The organism is Brevundimonas sp. GCM10030266, assembly GCF_042666595.1.
Lineage (GTDB): Bacteria > Pseudomonadota > Alphaproteobacteria > Caulobacterales > Caulobacteraceae > Brevundimonas.
The window spans coordinates 70,473-88,322 of the sequence record NZ_JBHTCY010000006.1 but is presented as its reverse complement, the minus strand read 5'-3'; the positions used below and the strand labels follow the sequence as shown (position 1 = coordinate 88,322).

At 68.1% G+C, this 17,850-nt stretch carries 13 protein-coding genes; 9 read left to right on the top strand and 4 right to left on the bottom strand.

Annotated elements, in window-relative coordinates; translation table 11 throughout:
- Positions 1-4: 4 nt before the first annotated feature.
- Entirely contained in the window at positions 5-889 is an 885-nt protein-coding gene (locus ACFQQC_RS17610; protein WP_376863850.1) for an oxidoreductase, read from the bottom strand.
- 143 nt (positions 890-1,032) lie between these two features.
- On the opposite strand from ACFQQC_RS17610, the gene ACFQQC_RS17605 reads away from it, so the two are divergent.
- Positions 1,033-1,929 carry an AraC family transcriptional regulator N-terminal domain-containing protein gene (locus tag ACFQQC_RS17605; RefSeq protein WP_376863849.1) on the top strand — a complete coding sequence of 299 codons (897 nt, stop codon included), beginning with the start codon at positions 1,033-1,035 and terminating at the stop codon, positions 1,927-1,929.
- Positions 1,930-1,939: 10 nt separating this feature from the next.
- Here ACFQQC_RS17605 and ACFQQC_RS17600 read toward each other — a convergent pair whose 3' ends face one another.
- The gene (locus ACFQQC_RS17600; protein ID WP_376863848.1) at positions 1,940-3,613 is read right to left on the bottom strand and encodes an MHYT domain-containing protein; all 1,674 of its coding nucleotides are present in this window, start codon (positions 3,611-3,613) and stop codon (positions 1,940-1,942) included.
- A gap of 137 nt (positions 3,614-3,750) precedes the next feature.
- On the opposite strand from ACFQQC_RS17600, the gene ACFQQC_RS17595 reads away from it, so the two are divergent.
- Positions 3,751-5,352 (top strand): phytoene desaturase family protein, encoded by a 1,602-nt coding sequence (locus ACFQQC_RS17595; RefSeq protein WP_376863847.1) that lies wholly within the window; start codon positions 3,751-3,753, stop codon positions 5,350-5,352.
- A 27-nt stretch (positions 5,353-5,379) separates the two neighbouring features.
- Here ACFQQC_RS17595 and ACFQQC_RS17590 read toward each other — a convergent pair whose 3' ends face one another.
- Entirely contained in the window at positions 5,380-5,757 is a 378-nt protein-coding gene (locus ACFQQC_RS17590; RefSeq protein WP_376863846.1) for a response regulator, read from the bottom strand.
- Positions 5,750-7,258 (bottom strand): sensor histidine kinase, encoded by a 1,509-nt coding sequence (locus tag ACFQQC_RS17585; protein ID WP_376863845.1) that lies wholly within the window; start codon positions 7,256-7,258, stop codon positions 5,750-5,752. The genes ACFQQC_RS17590 and ACFQQC_RS17585 overlap by 8 nt, the downstream gene beginning before the upstream one ends.
- Positions 7,259-7,378: 120 nt before the next feature.
- Between ACFQQC_RS17585 and ACFQQC_RS17580 the strand changes: the two genes are divergently transcribed.
- The 7 genes from ACFQQC_RS17580 to ACFQQC_RS17550 all read left to right on the top strand — a co-directional run bounded on the left by ACFQQC_RS17580 (position 7,379) and on the right by ACFQQC_RS17550 (position 17,800).
- Entirely contained in the window at positions 7,379-8,914 is a 1,536-nt protein-coding gene (locus ACFQQC_RS17580; protein ID WP_376863844.1) for a carboxylesterase/lipase family protein, read from the top strand.
- Positions 8,915-9,137: 223 nt separating this feature from the next.
- Positions 9,138-10,208: a LacI family DNA-binding transcriptional regulator gene (locus tag ACFQQC_RS17575; protein WP_376863843.1), complete on the top strand. Its 1,071-nt coding sequence runs from the start codon at positions 9,138-9,140 to the stop codon at positions 10,206-10,208.
- Positions 10,208-13,231 carry a TonB-dependent receptor domain-containing protein gene (locus ACFQQC_RS17570; RefSeq protein ID WP_376863842.1) on the top strand — a complete coding sequence of 1,008 codons (3,024 nt, stop codon included), beginning with the start codon at positions 10,208-10,210 and terminating at the stop codon, positions 13,229-13,231. Before ACFQQC_RS17575 ends, ACFQQC_RS17570 begins: the two co-directional genes overlap by 1 nt.
- A 141-nt stretch (positions 13,232-13,372) precedes the next feature.
- Positions 13,373-14,815 carry a glucoamylase family protein gene (locus ACFQQC_RS17565; protein WP_376863841.1) on the top strand — a complete coding sequence of 481 codons (1,443 nt, stop codon included), beginning with the start codon at positions 13,373-13,375 and terminating at the stop codon, positions 14,813-14,815.
- Positions 14,812-16,086, top strand: a complete 1,275-nt coding sequence (locus ACFQQC_RS17560; protein ID WP_376863840.1) for a sugar ABC transporter substrate-binding protein — start codon at positions 14,812-14,814, stop codon at positions 16,084-16,086. The genes ACFQQC_RS17565 and ACFQQC_RS17560 overlap by 4 nt, the downstream gene beginning before the upstream one ends.
- Positions 16,083-16,988 carry a carbohydrate ABC transporter permease gene (locus ACFQQC_RS17555; RefSeq protein WP_376863839.1) on the top strand — a complete coding sequence of 302 codons (906 nt, stop codon included), beginning with the start codon at positions 16,083-16,085 and terminating at the stop codon, positions 16,986-16,988. The genes ACFQQC_RS17560 and ACFQQC_RS17555 overlap by 4 nt, the downstream gene beginning before the upstream one ends.
- Complete coding sequence (locus tag ACFQQC_RS17550; protein ID WP_376863838.1) at positions 16,985-17,800, top strand: carbohydrate ABC transporter permease; 816 nt, start codon at positions 16,985-16,987, stop codon at positions 17,798-17,800. Before ACFQQC_RS17555 ends, ACFQQC_RS17550 begins: the two co-directional genes overlap by 4 nt.
- The last annotated feature ends 50 nt before the right edge of the window (positions 17,801-17,850 follow it).

Genomic DNA, 17,850 nt, shown 5'->3' with positions numbered 1-17,850 from the left:
CGGATCAGCCCCAGTTGCTCGAGCCGGTTTCCTCGCGGAACTCGAAGTCGCCGTTGGTGCCGGCGGACAGGTCGCGCCAGGCGTCCAGCTCGGCCTGCAGGCTGTCGATCTTGGACTGGACCATGCCCAGAGCGTCCGTCCCCGCGCACCAGCGGACCGGCGGGTTTTCGGCGTCGGCCAGGGTGATCAGGGCCCGGGCCAGCTTGGCCGGATCGCCTGCCTGGTTCTGGCTGCGGCTGTCGTAGAAGGCCTTCAGCGCCGCCGAGGTCTCGGCGTAGTCGGCGATGGGGTTGGAGCCGTGCTTGACCGAGGTCGCCTCAAGGAAGTCGGTGCGGAAGAAGCCCGGCTCGACGATGGTGGCGTGGATGCCGAACGGGGCGACTTCCTGCGACAGGGACTCGCTGAAGCCCTCCACCGCGAACTTGGAGGCGCAGTACAGCGTCCCGCTGGCGCCGCCGACGATGCCGCCGACCGACGAGACGTTGAAGATGCGGCCCGAGCGCTGGGCGCGCATGCCCGGCAGGACCGCGCGGGTCACATGCATCAGGCCGAAGACATTGGTCTCGTACTGGGCGCGGACGTCCTCGGCGGTCGATTCCTCGAACAGGGACAGGTCGCCGTAGCCGGCGTTGTTCACCAGCACGTCGATGCGGCCGAAATACTCCTCGGCGGAGGCGACCGCGGTCTGGACGGCGGCCGGGTCGGTCACATCCAGCGACAGGCTGAGCAGGGCGTCGCTGTCGGCGCCGAAGGCGGCGGTCAGGGCGTCGCGCTTGCGGGCGGTGGCGGCGACGCGCTCGCCGGCCTTCAGCAGGGTGCGGACGATGGCGGCGCCGAGGCCGCGCGAGGCGCCGGTGACGAACCAGACGCGAGAAGAAGTGGAGGTCATGGGAAGTCTCCTTGGTTGGGAGCCCCGGTATGCGCCGCCGCCCCGCCGGAGCCGTAGACGGATCGCACCAGTCTCTTGCACAATCCTCCCAGTCGGCTGTGGTCGTGCTTGCGGGTGCGTCCAGACAGGGCTTGAATGTTCCCATGAGCCGCTTGCCCGAACTCGCCAGTCTTGTCCGCACCCATATGGGAGAGGAGTCGCCCGAGGGCGTCGGCCCCATGACCGGCGCGGGCGTCCATCTGATCGCCAGCACCACGGTCACCGAGGCCCAGCAGGTGGTCTATGAGGCCATGGTCTGCCTGATCCTCGACGGGGCCAAGACGACGACGCTGGGATCGGAAAGCTATCCCTATCGCGCCGGGCAGTTTCTGGTGGTGACGGACGACCTGCCGGTCAGCGGGCGGGTGATCGCAGCGCCTTATCTGGCCATCGGCGTGCCGCTGGACCCGGCCACCATCACCGAACTGCTTCTGGAGAGCGAAGGGGCGATCCCCGTGGCCGCCCCGGTGCGGGGGCTGGCGGTCAGCGACATGGACGAGGACCTGATCGACGTGGTGATCCGTCTGGTCCGCCTGCTGGAACGACCGGAGGAGGCGCGGGTCATGGCGCCCATGATCCACCGCGAGCTGGTCTGGCGGCTGCTGCGCGGCGAGCGGGCCGGGATGATGCGCCAGCTGGCGGCGATGGACGGGCGGCAGGCGCAGGTGAAGCGGGCCATCCGCTGGCTGCGTCACCACTACGCCGAGCCGATGCGGATCGACCGTCTGGCCGAGGTGGCGGGGATGAGCGAGACCTCGCTGCACCGCCACTTCAAGGCCGTCACGGCCATGAGCCCGCTGCAGTACCAGAAGCAGATCCGCCTGCAGGAGGCCCGGCATCGTCTGCTGGCGCAGGGACGTGACGTGGCGGGCGTGGGCTTCGCCGTCGGCTACGACAGCCCCTCCCAGTTCAGCCGCGAATACGCCCGCCTCTACGGCCATCCGCCGGGCCGCGATCTGGAGCGGATGCGGGCTGACCCGGCGCTGGCGCTGGCGGTCTGAGGCGTCAGGCCTAGAATCCCGCCAGCGCCGGAACCGGCAACTCCGGGATGTCGGTTCGACGTTCGAACAGCCGCATCGTGATGTCGGCCTCGAAGCCGGTCTCCGGATAGCGGAACTCCGAACCGGTGGCGCTGGAGGCGATCAGGCGCGAGCCGAAGCCCTTGCGTTCGGGCGGGCGCACCGGCGGGCCGCCGTGCTCGCGCCACTCTATCGAAAGGGTGTCGCCGGCGACGCGCCAGCGCACCTTGACCCGGCCCTCCGGACGGCTCAGGGCGCCGTATTTGGCGGCGTTGGTGGCCAGTTCGTGGGCGATCAGACCCAGCGTCAGGACGTTCTCCGACCCCAGCAGGATCTCCTGCCCCTCCAGCACGACCTGATCGTCGTTGTAGTGGCCGAACTCGGCGCGGAAGACATCGCTCAGCCGGGCCTGCTGCCAGCCCTCGGCGGTCAGCAGATTGTGGGTCGCCGACAACGACAGCAGCCGCGCCTGGAAGGCCTTAGCGAAGGCCTGCACGTCGTCCGAGCGGCGCGCGGTCAGGGTGGCGATCGACAGCACCGTGGCCAGGGTGTTCTTCACCCGGTGGTTCAGTTCATTGATCAGGATTCGCTGGCGGGCCTCGCTGCGGGCCAGCGCCTGGAAGGCGATCCGGTGCGAGGTCACGTCCTGGATGGTGCCGACCAGCCGCAGGGGGTGGCCCGCGCCGTCCAGGGTCATCAGGCCGCGCACCTCCAGCCAGCGACCGTCCAGCAGCTCATAGTCGACCTCATAGTCGGCGCCGTCCCTGATCGATCGCTCCAGCGCCGCCTGCCGACGCGCGGCGCTCTCGATGGTCAGCCGGGCAGGCACCATCGACTGCTCGAAGGGCTCGCTCGGTTCAAAGCCCATCAGGCCGCGCGCTTGCTCGCTGAGCGACAGCCGACGGCGCGGAATGTCCATCTCCCAATAGCCCAGCCGACCGGCCCGCAGGGCCATGGACAGCACCTGGCGCTGGTCCATCAGGCTGGCGCCGAGGGCGAGGAAGAGCAGCAGCAGGGTCAGGCCGGCGACGGCGAAGGCCAGATAGAGCGGCGGCATGCCGGGCGTCATGTGATGGCTGCCGTCGTGGGTCAGGCCAACCGCGCCCATGGCGGTGTAGTGCATGGCCACCACGCCCGCGCCCAGCAGCACCGCGGCGCCCGCCTGCCATATGGCGCGCGAGTTCCGGCGCACGGCGACGAGGGCGGCGAAGGAGGCGAGGAAGGCCACGACAACCGAAGCCGCCACCCAGACCGGATCGTAGTGGATCTGCACCGTGCTGCGGATCGCCGACATGCCGAGGTAGTGCATCCCGCCGACGCTGACTCCCATCAGGGCGCCGCCGCCCAGCTGACGGCCCAGCCGCGCGGTCGGGCCGCCGCTGAAGGCGAAGGCGAAGGCGGTGCCGGCCACCGCGAGCGCGAGGGAGCCGAGGGTGCGCGCGGGATCGTAGGAGACAGGCGCCCCGGGATTGAAGCCCAGCATGGCCACGAAATGCATCGACCAGATGCTGACGCCCATGGCGATGGCCGACAGGCCGATCCACTGGAACCGCGTCTGGCCGTCGTGGGTGCGGGCGCGCCGGAACAGGTCGAGGGCCGTCCACGAGCCGCAGATCGCGACGACAGCCGACAGCAGCGGATAGATCAGATGATGATCGTGATGCACGAGGCGCCCCGGACCTTGGACCCGGACTGTAGTCCGAACCTGCGGCATTCTGCCATATCTCTGGTTGCATGGAGGTTTACGGCGCTGGAGCCTGTCAGCCGGGCATGCCATCGTCTGCGCGGGGAGAGAAACGGCGCATGACCACCACGACCACGGATGTCGTCATTCTGGGCGGCGGGCATAACGGCCTCGTCTGCGCCTTCTATCTGGCGAAGGCCGGGCTGAAGGTGACGGTGCTGGAGCGGCGGCATGTGGTCGGCGGGGCGGCGGTGACCGAGGAATTCCATCCCGGCTTCCGCAACTCGACCGCCAGCTACACCGTCAGCCTGCTGAATCCGAAGGTCATCGCCGACATGGACTTGCCGCGTCACGGCCTGCGGGTGGTCGAGCGTCGGGCGTCCAACTTCCTGCCCTTCGACGACGGCCGCTACCTGCTGGCCGGGGAGGGGCGGACGCAAGCGCAGGTGGCGAAATTCTCGACGCGCGACGCCGAGCGCCTGCCGGAATACGAGCGGCGGCTGGAGGTCGTGGCCGCCATCCTGCGCGACTGGATCCTGAAGGCCCCGCCGAACCTGACCGAGGGCGGCTGGCTGGCCCAGTTGCCTGAACTGGCCAGTGCGACGGCTCTGGCGCGGCAGGGGCTGGCGCTGGACGTCGAGGGGCGCCGTGACCTGCTGGACCTGTTCACCAAATCGGCGGGCGACTGGCTGGACGGCTGGTTCGAGAGCGACCCGATCAAGGCCCTGTTCGGCTTCGACAGCATCGTCGGCGCCTATGGCAGCCCCTATACGCCGGGGTCGGCCTATGTGCTGCTGCACCACGTCTTCGGCGAGGTGAACGGCAAGAAGGGCGCCTGGGGCCACGCCGTCGGGGGCATGGGGGCGATCACCCAGGCCATGGCGAAGGCCTGCGCCGAACTGGGCGTCGAAATCCGGCTCGACACACCGGTGACCGAGGTGCTGACCGAGAAGGGCCGGGCGGTCGGGGCGGTGACGGAAGGCGGCGACATCGTCCGCGCCCGCGCCGTGGTCTCCAACCTGCATCCGCGCCTGCTGTTCGAGCGGCTGGTGGATGACGCCGTGGTCCCCGCCGATTTCCGCGCCCGGATCGGCGGCTACCAGTCCGGCTCGGGCACCTTCCGCATGAATGTGCACCTCTCGGCGCTACCGAACTTCACCAGCCTGCCGGGGCGGGGCGATCACCTGACGGCGGGCATCATCATCGCGCCGTCGCTGGCCTATATGGACCGCGCCCACGCCAGCGCCCGGCTGGACGGCTGGTCGCGCGAGCCCATCGTCGAGATGCTGATCCCCTCGACGCTGGACGACAGCCTGGCCCCGCCCGGACAGCATGTCGCCAGCCTGTTCTGCCAGCACGTTTCGCCCGATCTGGCGGACGACCACCGCGACACGGTGGCGGATTTGATGATCGATACGGTCGACAGGCACGCCCCCGGCTTCAAGGCCTCGGTGATTGGGCGGCTGGCGCTGGGGCCGCGCGATCTGGAGCGGCGCTTCGGTCTGGTCGGCGGCGACATCTTCCACGGCCGCCTGACGCTGGACCAGCTGTTCAGCGCCCGCCCGGTGCTGGGCCACGCCGCCTACCGGATGCCGGTCCCGGGCCTCTACCTGTGCGGCTCCGGCGCCCATCCCGGCGGTGGGGTGACGGGCGCGCCGGGGCATAATGCGGCGCGGGCCGTTCTGAAGGTTCTGGGTTCCAGGTTCCAGGTTTCAGGGTGATTTCACCTGGAACCCGAAACCTCGCGCCTAGCCCCTTTCTACCCCCATCGCCGCCATCAGCGCCTCAAGCACGGCGGCTTCGGTGAAGGGTTTCTGGATCGTGCGCTGGCCGCGCCATTCGTCGGGCAGGCCGCCCTCGCCATAGCCGGTCGAGAAGACGAAGGGCACGCCCCGGTCCTTGAGCGCCTGCGCCACCGGGAAGACCTGACGGCCCGCCACATTGACGTCCAGGAGGGCGGCGTCGAGCGTGTCGTCGCCGGTCGCCAGGGCCAGGCCCTCGTCGATGTTGGAGGCCGGGCCCACGGGTAGGCAGCCCATGTCCTCGAGAATGGTCTCCAGCAGCATGGCGACCAGGGACTCGTCCTCGACGATCAGCACCCGGCGTCCCGAGAGGGCGTCAGTCATTCGTGTTCTCCCGGTCCAGCGGAACCATGAATTCCGCGGTAAAGCCCGCGGCGGCGTAGTCAAGTTTCACCTCGCCTGCCAGATCATGGCGGACGTTGCGTTCGATCAGCCGGCTGCCGAAGCCCCGGCGCGTGGGCGCGCTGACGGGCGGCCCGTCCAGCTCGCGCCACATCAGATGCAGTTTCGGCGCGTTCAGGTCGGCGAGGGACCAGTCGACCAGCACCCGCCCGTCCGGCCCGGACAGGGCGCCGTATTTGGCGGCGTTGGTCGCCAGTTCGTGGAAGATCATGCCCAGCGACAGGGCCGTCGCCGGTCCCAGCGCCACCGCCGGACCGTTCAGGCTGATGCGATGGGCGCCGTGCGCCTCGGTCTCGTGCTCCAGAATGGCGCGCAGGTCGGCGCCTTCCCAGTGGCTGCGGGTCAGCAGGTCGTGGGTGTGCGACAGGGCCATCAGCCGCGCCTGGAAACTCGCGGCGAAGGAGGCAGGGTCGGTGTGCGAGCGCGCCGTCTGCATGGCGATCGACTGGACCGTGGCCAGGGTGTTCTTCACCCGGTGGTTCAGTTCGTCGATCATCAGCTTCTGACGGTCGGCGGCCAGGATGGTGTCGGTGACGTCGTGTCCCTGCACGAAGATGCCCGCCACCTTGCCCGCGCTGTCACGGATCGGCTGGTAGATGAAGTTCAGATAGACCGTCTCCAGCGGCGCGTCGGGCGTATGCCGCAACTGCACCCGGCTGGCCCGGCCCTCATGCGGCTCTCCGGTGGCGAAGACGTTGTCCAGAAACTCGTAATATCCCTGTCCCGCCAGTTCGGGCAGGGCGTCGCGGATGGTCTTGCCGGTGATGGCCCGATGCCCGATCAGCTGGGCGTAGGCCGGATTGTGCATCTGGAAGACATGCTCCGGCCCGGCCAGCACCGCGACGAAGCCGGGGGCCTGCATGAACATGTCGACCAGCTGGTTGCGCTCGGTCGCCAGTCGCTGGTTGTCGGCCTGTACGTCCTCGGCCCGACGCAGGACCTGCCCGCCCAGGAAAGCGTCCAGCGCCGCGCCCCCGCGCCGGTTCGCCTTGCCAGCCGCGTCGCGCCTCAGGGCTTCCAGCTCGGTGATGTCGCTGGTGTGCTGAAGGATGTAGGCCAGCCTGCCCGCGTCATCGAACACCGGGCTGTGCTCGCAGCTCCAGTAGCGATCGACATAGCCTACGCCGGGCAGGGGGATGGCGTAATGCAGGACCGGTATGCGGTCCGGCAGACCGGTGTCGCGCACCCGTTCGAAGGAGGCCAGCAGTTGCGCGGCGTTCGCCTCGTCTCCGCCCGCGTCGAACACCGTCATCACCGGCGCGCCCATCAGCTCCTCGCGGGTGCGCTGGGTGACGGAAAGGTAGGCGCGGTTCATGCCCGCGAACCGCAGGTCCGGGGTCAGCAACATGTACGGATTGGGCGAGGCGTCGAACGCACTCGCCAGATCGACGCCCGCGCCGTCTGTCTTCACCAATTCCCGCAAGCCGGAACCCCACACTCTCCGATACGGTAACGCTTTGACCCTGCGAGGGTTCCGCGACCGTTAATCGGAAAACTCTTCGTCATTTGAGCCGGGCGGGGCGGGGAGGCTAGGTTGGCGGCCATGATAGCTTCACTGTTCGCGGCGGCCCTGATGTCTGCTCCCCTGCAAACCCCGGATCCCGGCCTCCAGCCTCGCGTGACGGTGGCCCAGGGGACGCTGGTCGGGCGACAGGTGGACGGCATCGACAGCTTCCGGGGGATTCCCTATGCGGCGCCGCCGACGGGTGCGGGACGCTGGCGCCCGCCGGTTCCGGCGACCGGATGGGCCGATGAGCGCGACGCGGGGACGCCGGGCGCCATCTGCATCCAGCCGCCGTCGAACGGCGACCCGGGCGTCGGTCCCCTGCCGGCCAGCGAGGACTGCCTGAACCTGGACGTCTGGATTCCGGCCGAGCACTCGGGCGCGCCCCTGCCGGTCATGGTCTGGATCCATGGCGGCGGACTGAACAATGGCTCGGGCACGGCGCCGCTGTACGACGGCGCCAATCTGGCGCGGCGGGGCGTCATGCTGGTGACGATCAACTACCGTCTGGGCCGGCTGGGCTTCTTCGACCACCCCGCCCTGGCGGCCGAGCGCGCGCCGGGCGAGGACGCCGCCAACTACGGCTTCATGGATGTGGTCGCGGCGCTGGAGTGGGTGCGCGACAACGCCTCGGCCTTCGGCGGGGATTCCACCAATGTCACCGTCTTCGGCGAGTCCGCCGGCGGGGCGCTGGTCACCCGGCTGATGATCTCGCCCCGCGCGCGCGGCCTGTTCCACAAGGCGGTGGTCCAGTCCGGCCTGGGCCGGGACCAGGGCACGCCGCTGGCCGAACTGCGTCCCAACGGCGATCCGTCGATGCAGGACCGGGGCGTGGCCTTCGCGGCGGGGCAGGGGCTGACGAACGCCACCGCCGCCGACCTGCGCGCCATTCCGGCCGAACGGTTCCTGGCGCCGGCGCCGAGCTTCTACGGCGGCGATGTGCTGGTGAAGGACGGGGGCCTGATCTCCGAGGACGTCGAGACCGCCTTCGCCGCGGGGCGCGAGGCGCCCGTTCCGCTGATCATCGGCACCAACAGCGCCGAGTTCTGGTGGATCCGCCCCACGGAAATCAGCCCCTACGGCGCCATCGACGACGCCATGACGCCGGACGAGCAGGCGGCCTTCCTGGCGGCCTACGGCGGCGAGGACGGCTACAGCGCCCATGTCGTCAGCGATCTGGTGTTCAACGAGCCCGCCCGCCATCTGGCGCGGCTGCACGCCGCCAACGGCCATCCGGCCTATGTCTATCGCTTCGACGTCGTGTCGGCCGCCATGCCGGAGCCCCATGCCGGGGCGACCCATGCTTCCGAACGCCCCTATGTCTTCGACAACATGTCGGCCTCGTCTTGGCCGACCGAGGAGATGGACCAGCGGCAGGCGACGGCCATGGCCGACTACTGGACGACCTTCGCCCGCACCGGGACGCCCAACGGCGCGGCGCACCCGGAGTGGCCAAGGGCCGGAGGGGAGGGTGATTCCCTGCTGGAGTTCACCAATGACGGACCGGTGGCGAAACCGACCCCGTTCAGCGACCGGCTGGACCTGATCGAGGCGTATTATCGTCGCATCCGATAGCGCCCGGGCGCTCCAGTCGACTGAAATTCCTGCATTTTGCAGCCCTGAAACGCTTGTGGCGAAAATCCGGCCCTTGCGAGGCACGTGACTCATATGTCATGTAATCGGTTACACGGAGCAACGGACGGACTCGCGCGAAGCGGGCCGGGATCGAGCAGCCGTTCAGGGAGACTATTTTCTTGCTCGGTTCCACCACGCAGCCCTCGGGCGCGGACGGTCAGGCGTGAAGCCCGCGACCATCCGTGACGTCGCTCAACGCGCGGACGTGTCCGTCGCGTCGGTGTCGCGTGTCCTGAACGGCGCCGGGCCGGTCACCGAGGCGACCCGCCAGCGCGTGCTGGCCGCGGTCGAGGCCCTGCAGTACGTCCCCCATTCCGGCGCCCGCAGCCTGTCGACCAGCAAGACCAATGCGGTCGGCGTCATCCTGCCGGACCTGTACGGCGAGTTCTTCTCCGAGCTGATCCGCGGCATGGACGTCGCGGCCCGCGCCCTGGGCTATCACCTGATCGTCTCCTCCTCGCACGATGATGCGGACGAGGCGTCGGCCGCCCTGCGCTCCATGCGTGGTCGCGTCGATGGCCTGATCGTCCTGTCGCCCCATCTCGGCGCCGCCAACCTGGCCTCGGGTCTGGCCGGGCGGACCCCGGTGCTGCTGATGAACGGCGGCGCGGCGACGGACGGGCGTCCCTCCGTCGTGGTGGACAATCACGGCGGCGCCGTCGCGGCCGTCGAGCATCTGATCGCCAGCGGTCGCCAGCGCATCGCCCATATCGCCGGACCGGCGGGCAACCTCGAGGCCGAGGCCCGGCTGGCCGGCTATCTTGAAGCCATGGCCGCCGCCGGCCTGCCGACGATGGTGGTGGACGGCAGCTTCACCAAGGCCTCGGGCCAGGAAGCCGGCGAGGCGCTGGTGCGTCGCGCGGACCGCCCCGACGCCGTCTTCGCCGCCAACGACAACATGGCCGTCGGCGCGCTTCTGGCCTTCCAGGACGCCGGTCTGCGCGTCCCCGAAGACGTCGCCATGGTCGGCTTCGACGATATCCCGCTGGCCGGGCTGGTCCGTCCGGCCCTGACGACCCTGAAGATCAACATCGCCGAGACGGGCCGCAACGCCCTGGAACGGCTGGTGCGTCTTATCGGTCCCGCGACCGACAGCGCCGACACCGCCTGCGAGGTGGTGCACCCGGAGCTGGTGGTGCGGGGCTCCAGTATCGCTTTCCCAATCGCGACCGGCGCCGCCGGCGTGGCATCCGACAACAAACAAACACCGTCTCTTGAAGGGGAGAAACTGTGATGAGCATCAAGAACCGGGCGTACATGGGAGCGGCCTCCGCTCTCGCCGTCGCCATCGCGCTGGGCGCCGCGGGCGCCGCCAACGCGCAGGTGGCTGGCTCCACCCTGCGGGGCACCGTCTATGAAGGCGCCGCGCCCGAGGCCGGCGGCACCATCCTGGCGACCGAGACGGCCACCGGCTACGTCACGCGCGGCCGTATCGCTGCGGACGGCGCCTATGTGTTCACCGGTCTGCGTCCGGGCACCTACCGCATCGCCGTGACCACCGCTGACGGCCAGACCACGACCGACACCGTCACCCTGGCTCTGGGCCAGGTGGCGACTCTCGATCTGGATGTCGCCCCCGTCGCCACCGCTGAAGCCACCGACGGCGCGACCGAACTGGGCGAGGTCGTCGTGACCGGTCGTCGCGTGTTCGAGGTCCGCACCCCCGAAGTGGCGACCAACGTCAGCCAGGCGCAGATCAACAACCTGCCCCAGATCAATCGCAACTTCCTCAGCTTCGCCGCCTTGGCCCCGGGCGTGCGGGTGACGGAAGGCGAGACCGAGCGGACCATCTCGGCCGGCGGTCAGGGCGCGGCGGCGATCAACGTCTTCATTGACGGTCAGAACCAGAAGTCGACCATCATCGATGGCGGCGTGGCCGGTCAGGACGACAGCCGCGGCAACCCCTTCCCGCAGGCGGCGGTGCAGGAGTTCCGGGTCATCTCGCAGAACTTCAAGGCCGAGTACGAGCAGGCCTCGTCCTCGATCATCACCTCAATCACCCGGTCGGGCACCAACGAGTTCACCGGCGACGTCTTCGTCAGCTACCAGAACCAGGACTGGATCCAGCAGGACGTGATCTCGGAAGAGCGCGGCTTTGCGAAGCCGGAGCTGGAGCGACTGCAATACGGCATCTCGCTCGGCGGTCCGATCATCGAAGATCGTCTGCACTACTTCGTCACCTACGAACGCAAGGACGAGACCCGCGCGAGCAACGTTTCGATCAATCGCACCGAGTACGCGCCCCTGTTCGCCGACCAGTTTGGGGCCTTCTCGACCCCGTTCGAGGAAGACCTGTTCTTCGGCAAGCTGTCGTGGTCGATCGATGACCGCCAGCGTCTGGATGTCAGCGCCACCTACCGCACCGAGTCCGATATCCGTTTCGGCGGCGGCACCCAGGCCTTCTCGCGCGCTGACGAGATCAATGCCGAAACCAAGTCGCTGAACATTCGCCACCAGTATCAGGGTGATACCTTCCTGAACGAGGCGTCGATTGACTTCTTCGAGTACACCTACAACCCGACCTCGCTGAACTTCGACGATTACGGCCAGAACTATGTGATCTATCGGGACAACTGCCCGGATGATCAGGCGCCGACCGCAGCCTGCCCGACGCCGGCCGGTTTCCAGTTCAACTCCGGCAACCGCGATACGACCGTCTTCTCGCTCGGCGGCGGCACCAACAACCAGAACATCCGCCAGCGCAATTGGACCTTCCGAAACGACCTGACCTTCACCGACCTTGAGTGGATGGGGTCGCACACGCTGAAAATGGGCGTGAAGTTCTCGGCGCAGAACATGTTTGTCGAGAAGGAACTGGGCCGTAACCCGCAGTTCACCTACGACGTCGACGCGCGTCCGGAAATCAACGGCAGCCGCGCCATCCCGGTCCAGGTCGATCTGGGCGTCTATGTTCCGCCGGCGGACGTCGATAACAACGTCTTCGGCCTGTACGTCCAGGACGACTGGCAGATCACTGACAAGCTGGAACTGAACCTCGGTCTTCGTTGGGATTACGAAGACAATGCCATGAACAACGACTACTCGACCCCGGCCTCGATCCGCGAGACGCTGCGGGCGATCCAGGCGCTGCCGGGCTATGACTTCCCGTCCTACTTCAATCCGGAAGACTACATCACCGATGGTCGCGACGCCTTCACCGGTGCCTGGCAGCCGCGTTTCGGCTTCTCGTATGACGTCTTCGGCGACGAGCAGACCGTCGTCTTCGGCGGCGCCGGTCGCTACTATGACCGGATCGGCTTCAACTTCTCGTTCGACGAGCGCTTCAAGCCGTTCCAAGCCAATAAGACGATCTATTTCTCGGAAGCTGGCGGTCCACGTGGTGGTCAGAACACCGTCGCCTGGAACCCGATCTACCTGACGCCGGAAGGCCTCGAGCCGCTGCTGGATTCCGTGGCGGGCTCGGGCGAAATCTTCCTGCTCAAGAACGACATGGAGCCGCCGCGCACCGATCAGTTCAACCTGGGCGTCCGTCAGAAGTTCGGCGATTTCCAGACATCGGTGACCTTCGCTTACGGCCGCACCGAGAACCTGTTCGCCTGGTACATCGCCAACGCCCTGACCGAGACCGGTGGCCGCTTCGACGGTCCGAGCCCGGTGGACGTGGGTCACCCCGAGTTCCGCGACCTGATCTTCTACGCGAACAACGACGCCCACCAGACGTTCAAGGCCATGTATCTGACGGTCGACAAGCCGTTCGACACCGCCAGCAACTGGGGCATGACCTTCGCCTACACCCTGTCCGAGGCCGAGCGTAACGGCAGCCGTGACGGCGGCATCGCCGGCTTCGACTTCGACTACAACCGCCCCGGACTGTCGCAGACCTTCCCGACCGCCCAGGACGAGCGTCACCGCATCGTCGCCACTGGCATCGTCGGCCTGCCGATGGACTTCCGTCTGTCGGGCATCCTGACCCTTGGGTCGGGCCTGCCGTTCAACGTCTTCAACTGCCCGAGCCAGACCAATCCGAACATCTGCTGGAATGGCGGTCGTCCCGAGAAGCACGACTTCATCATCCCGAACGCCTGGGCCTTCCGTCAGGTTGACCTGCGCCTGACCAAGGCGTTTGACGTGCCGTTCGGCGACCGTGTCGAACTGATCTTCGACGCCATCAACGTGTTCGGCTTCGAGAACTACTCGGGCTTCGAGGGCGACTTTAACAGCCCGAACTTCGGACGTCGGAACGCCCAGTTCCTGCCGACCCGCAGCTTCCAGGTCGGCCTGCGCTACTCCTGGTAAGCCGGGGTGCGACCCTCGGGCGGCTTCCGGGCCGCCCGAGGGGCATTACAATCTTCTGAGCCTGAGCGGCCGCCCCCAAGCCCAGCCTCGGGGGCGGCCGATTTTTTATGATCCGTGTATTCCGAGTATGAGGTGATCCCGATGAACCGCAGACGTTTCCTGATGGGATCAACCCTTGCCGGAGCGGCGCTGGCCGCGGCGGGGTGCGCCACCATGCCCACGACCAGCATCGCCGCGCCCGTCGGCCGGACGCTGTACCCCGGCTTCGAGGATCTGCAGCGCAAGACCTTTGACTGGTTCGTCCATGTCACCAACCGCCGCAACGGCCTGACGCCCGACCGCTGGCCGACCGAGTCCTTCTCGTCCGTCGCCGCCGTCGGCTTCGCCCTGACCTGCTGGCCCATCGGGGTCGAACGCGGCTGGATGAGCCGCGAGGAGGCGCGCGAGCGCACCCTGACCACCATCCGCTTCTTCCATGAGCTGCCGCAGGGCCCCGAGCCGACCGGCAACGGCGGCTACAAGGGCTTCTTCTACCACTTCATCAACATGGAGACGGGCCACCGCTTCGGCACGACCGAGCTGTCCACCGTCGACACCGCCCTGCTGATCGCGGGCATGCTGTTCGCCGCCCGCTGGTTCGACGGCGACCACCCCGCCGAGCGCGAGATCCGCGAGCGGGCGCAGGCCGTCTATGAGCGGGTCGAGTGGGACTGGGCCGTCGTCCGTCCGAACCGCATCACCATGGGCTGGCACCCGGAGACCGGCTTCATCCCGGCCGACTGGAACGTCTACAACGAGGGCATGGTCGTGCTGCTGCTGGCCATCGGCAGCCCCACCCATCCGGCCCCGACCACGGTCTGGGACGAGTGGTGCAGCGTCTATGACCACAGCTGGACCGACCGCTGGGGGCCGAAGCACCTGCATTTCGCGCCCCTGTTCGGGCACGAGTTCAGCCACATGTACATCGACTTCCGCGGCATCCACGACCAGTGGATGCGCGACCAGCAGGCCGAGATGCCCGGCTTCGACTACTTCCAGAACAGCGTCCGCGCGGTCGAGGCGCAGCGGAAGTACGCCGTCGACAATCCGATGGGCTGGGCCGGCTATTCGCAGGACGTCTGGGGCCTGACCGCCTGCGACGGCCCGGGCGACTTCCGTCAGGTGATCGACGGTCGCGAGCGCGAGTTCTTCAGCTATTCGGCGCGCGGCCCCGGCGACCGCGACGACGGCACCATCGCCCCGACCGCCGCCCTGGCTTCGCTGCCGTTCGCTCCGGATCACGTCCTGACCTGGCTGAACACGGTCAAGGCCCGCTACGGCGCCGGCGTCTATACCCGCTACGGCTTCCTGGACGCCTTCAACCCGACCCTGACCGAGCGCGACGGCCCGCTCCAGCACGGCAAGATCCTGCCGGGCATCGGCTGGGTCGCCGACGACTATCTGGGCATCGATCAGGGCCCCATCGTCATCCAGATCGAGAACCATCGCTCGGAGATCGTCTGGAAGGCCATGCACGGCGAGCCGAACCTGATCCGCGGCCTGAAGCGCGCCGGCTTCACCGGCGGTTGGCTGGATAACGCATGAGCCTGTTTCGGCCGGATCGACGGACGGCGCTCGGCCTGATGGCCGGGGCGGCGGCGACCGGCCTGTCGGCCTGTGGCGGGCGCGATGACGGCCGCACCCGCCTGCGCTTCTGGGCCATGGGCTCCGAGGCCACCAACGTCGGCCAGATCCTGCCGGAGTTCGAGCGGCTGAACCCGGACATCCGGGTCGAGGTCCAGGCCCTGCCGTGGACCGCCGCCCACCAGAAGCTGCTGACCGCCTACGCCGGCGCCTCGCTGCCGGACGTCAGCCAGGTGGGCAATACCTGGGTGTCCGAGATGACCGCCATCGGCGCCATCAGCCCTTTGCCGCCCCAGGCCGACGACCTGCTGACCGACCAGTTCCCGGCGGTGCTCGACACCAACCGGATCAATGGCCGGGCCATGGCCACGCCCTGGTACGTCGACACTCGGCTGATCTTCTACCGCACCGACCTGCTGAAGCAGGCGGGCTATGAGGCCATGCCGGGCGACTGGGTCGAGTGGAAACGGGCGATGCATGCGGTCAAGCGCGTGGTCGGCCCGGACAAATACGCCGTCCTGCTGCCGCTGAACGAGTTCGAGCAACTGCTCACCTTCGGCCTGCAGGGCGATCAGCCGCTGCTGAAGGATCAGGACACGCGGGGCAATTTCGCCAGCCCGTCCTTCATCGCCGCGCTGGAGTTCTACAAGAGCCTGTTCGATGAGGGGCTGGCTCCCGTCGCTTCCTCGACCCAGATCTCGAACGTCTGGACCGAGTTCGAGCGCGGCTGGTTCAGCTTCTATTTCTCCGGCCCGTGGACCATCGGCGACTTCAGGGATCGCCTGTCGCCGGGCGTGCAGTGGATGACGGCGGGCGTGCCCGGTCCGACCGGTCCCGGCGCTTCGGCGCCCGGCGGTTCGTCGCTGGTCGTCTACAGCTCGTCGCGGCATCAGGAGGCGGCCTGGAAGCTGGTCCGCTACCTGTCCGAGCCCCGCATCCAGGCCGTCTTCAACGGCGTCACCGGCAATCTGCCCGCGCGCGAAAGCGCCTGGGCCGCGCCGACGGTGGCGAACGACCCCTATATCGCCGCGTTCAAGGGACAGCTGGCCCGGGCGAAAGCCGTGCCCAAGGCGCCCGAGTGGGAGCGGATCGTGACCGAGATGCAGATCGTCGCCGAACGCATGGTCCGGGGCGAGTTCACCCCCGCCGCCGCCGCCGCCGAGATCGACCGCCGCGTCGACCGCCTGCTGGAGAAGCGCCGCTGGATGATCGAACAGGGGAGGGCGCAATGACGGCCATCACCTCATCCCTGCGCAAGCGCGAGCGCGCCGCCTGGGGCTTTGTCGCCCCGGCGCTGGTCGCCATCGGCGTCTTCTTCGCCATCCCGGTCTTCGCGGCCCTGCTGCTCAGCCTGACCGATTTCGACATCTATGCGCTGGCCGACATCGGCAACATGCGCTTCGTCGGCCTGCAGAACTATGAGCGGCTGTTCGCCAATCCCCTGTTTTGGGGGGCGATGAAGAACACCGGCCTGTTCGCCGTCCTGGGCGTGCCCCTGTCCATCGGCGCTTCGCTGGCCGCCGCCGTCATCCTGAACGCCCGTGTGATCAAGTGGCGGCCGTTGTGGCGGGTGATGTTCTTCGCCCCCTTCGTCACCACCCTGGTCGCGACGGCGGTGCTGTGGAACTACATGCTCCACACCCGCTATGGCGTCATCAACTGGGCGCTGGGCGCCTTCGGCATTCCGCCGGTGGACTGGCTGGGCGATCCCTCGACCTCCATCCCGGCCATCCTGATGTTCGTGGTGTGGAAGACCTTCGGCTACAACATGCTGATCTTCCTGGCGGTGCTGCAGACCGTGCCGGATGACCTCTACGAGGCCGCCCGCATCGACGGCGCCGGACCGCTCAAGCAGTTCCGCCATGTGACCCTGCCGGCCATCGCGCCGACCCTGCTGCTGGTCTCGATCATCTCGGTCGCCGGCTTCTTCCAGCTGTTCGCCGAGCCCTATGTGATGACCCAGGGCGGCCCCGCCCAGTCGACCGTGACAGTACTCTACTTCATGTACGAAGAGGGCTTCAAATGGTGGAACCTCGGCTCCGCCAGCGCCGTGGCCTTCGTCCTGTTCATCTGCATCCTCGCGGTCACCCTGGTGCAGCTGGCCGTCGCGAAGAAGGTGGGGGCCTACGAATGAAGCCGCGCGCGATCGCCCTCAACCTCGCCGTCGCCCTGATCGCGCTGGCGGTCCTGTTCCCGCTGGCCTGGATGGTCTCAGTCAGCTTCATGTCGACCGGAGAGGCCGCCGCCTTCCCGCCGCCGCTGTGGCCGAAGACCTGGACGCTGGAGCACTACCGCGACCTGTTCGTGACCCAGGGCATGGGCCGCTACATGTGGAACAGCTTCGCCCTGGCGACGCTGGCGACAGTGCTGGCGCTGGGCTTCACCGTCCCCGCCGGCTACGCCTTCGCCAAGCTGCGCTTCAAGGGCCGCGAGCGGATGTTCCAGCTGCTGGTCGCGGCGCTGGTCGTCCCCGCCCAGATCGGCACCCTGCCGCTATTTCTGATGCTGAAGTCCGTGGGTCTGGTGAACACCTACGCCGGGGCGCTGGTGCCCTGGCTGGCGTCCATCTTCGGCCTGTTCCTGGTGCGCCAGTATGCGCTCAGCATCCCCGACGAGATGCTGGAGGCCGCCCGCGTGGACGGCGCCTCCGAGAGCCAGATCTTCCGCAAGGTGGTTCTGCCGACCATGCAGCCGATCATCGTGACCCTGGCCCTGTTCGTCTTCCTGGGCAGCTGGAACGACTTCCTGTGGCCGCTGATCATCCTGACCGACCAGTCCAACTACACCCTGCCGGTGGCGCTGGCGGCCCTGTCCCGCGAGCATGTGCAGGACGCCGAGATGATGATGGCCGGCGCCGTCATCACCGTCGCCCCCGTGCTGGCCCTCTTCCTCGCCCTGCAACGCTACTACATCCGCGGCATGCTCGCGGGCAGCGTGAAGGGCTGAACCAAACGAACCGCTCATCCCGGCGAAAGCCGGGACCCAGTGCTTTGGGT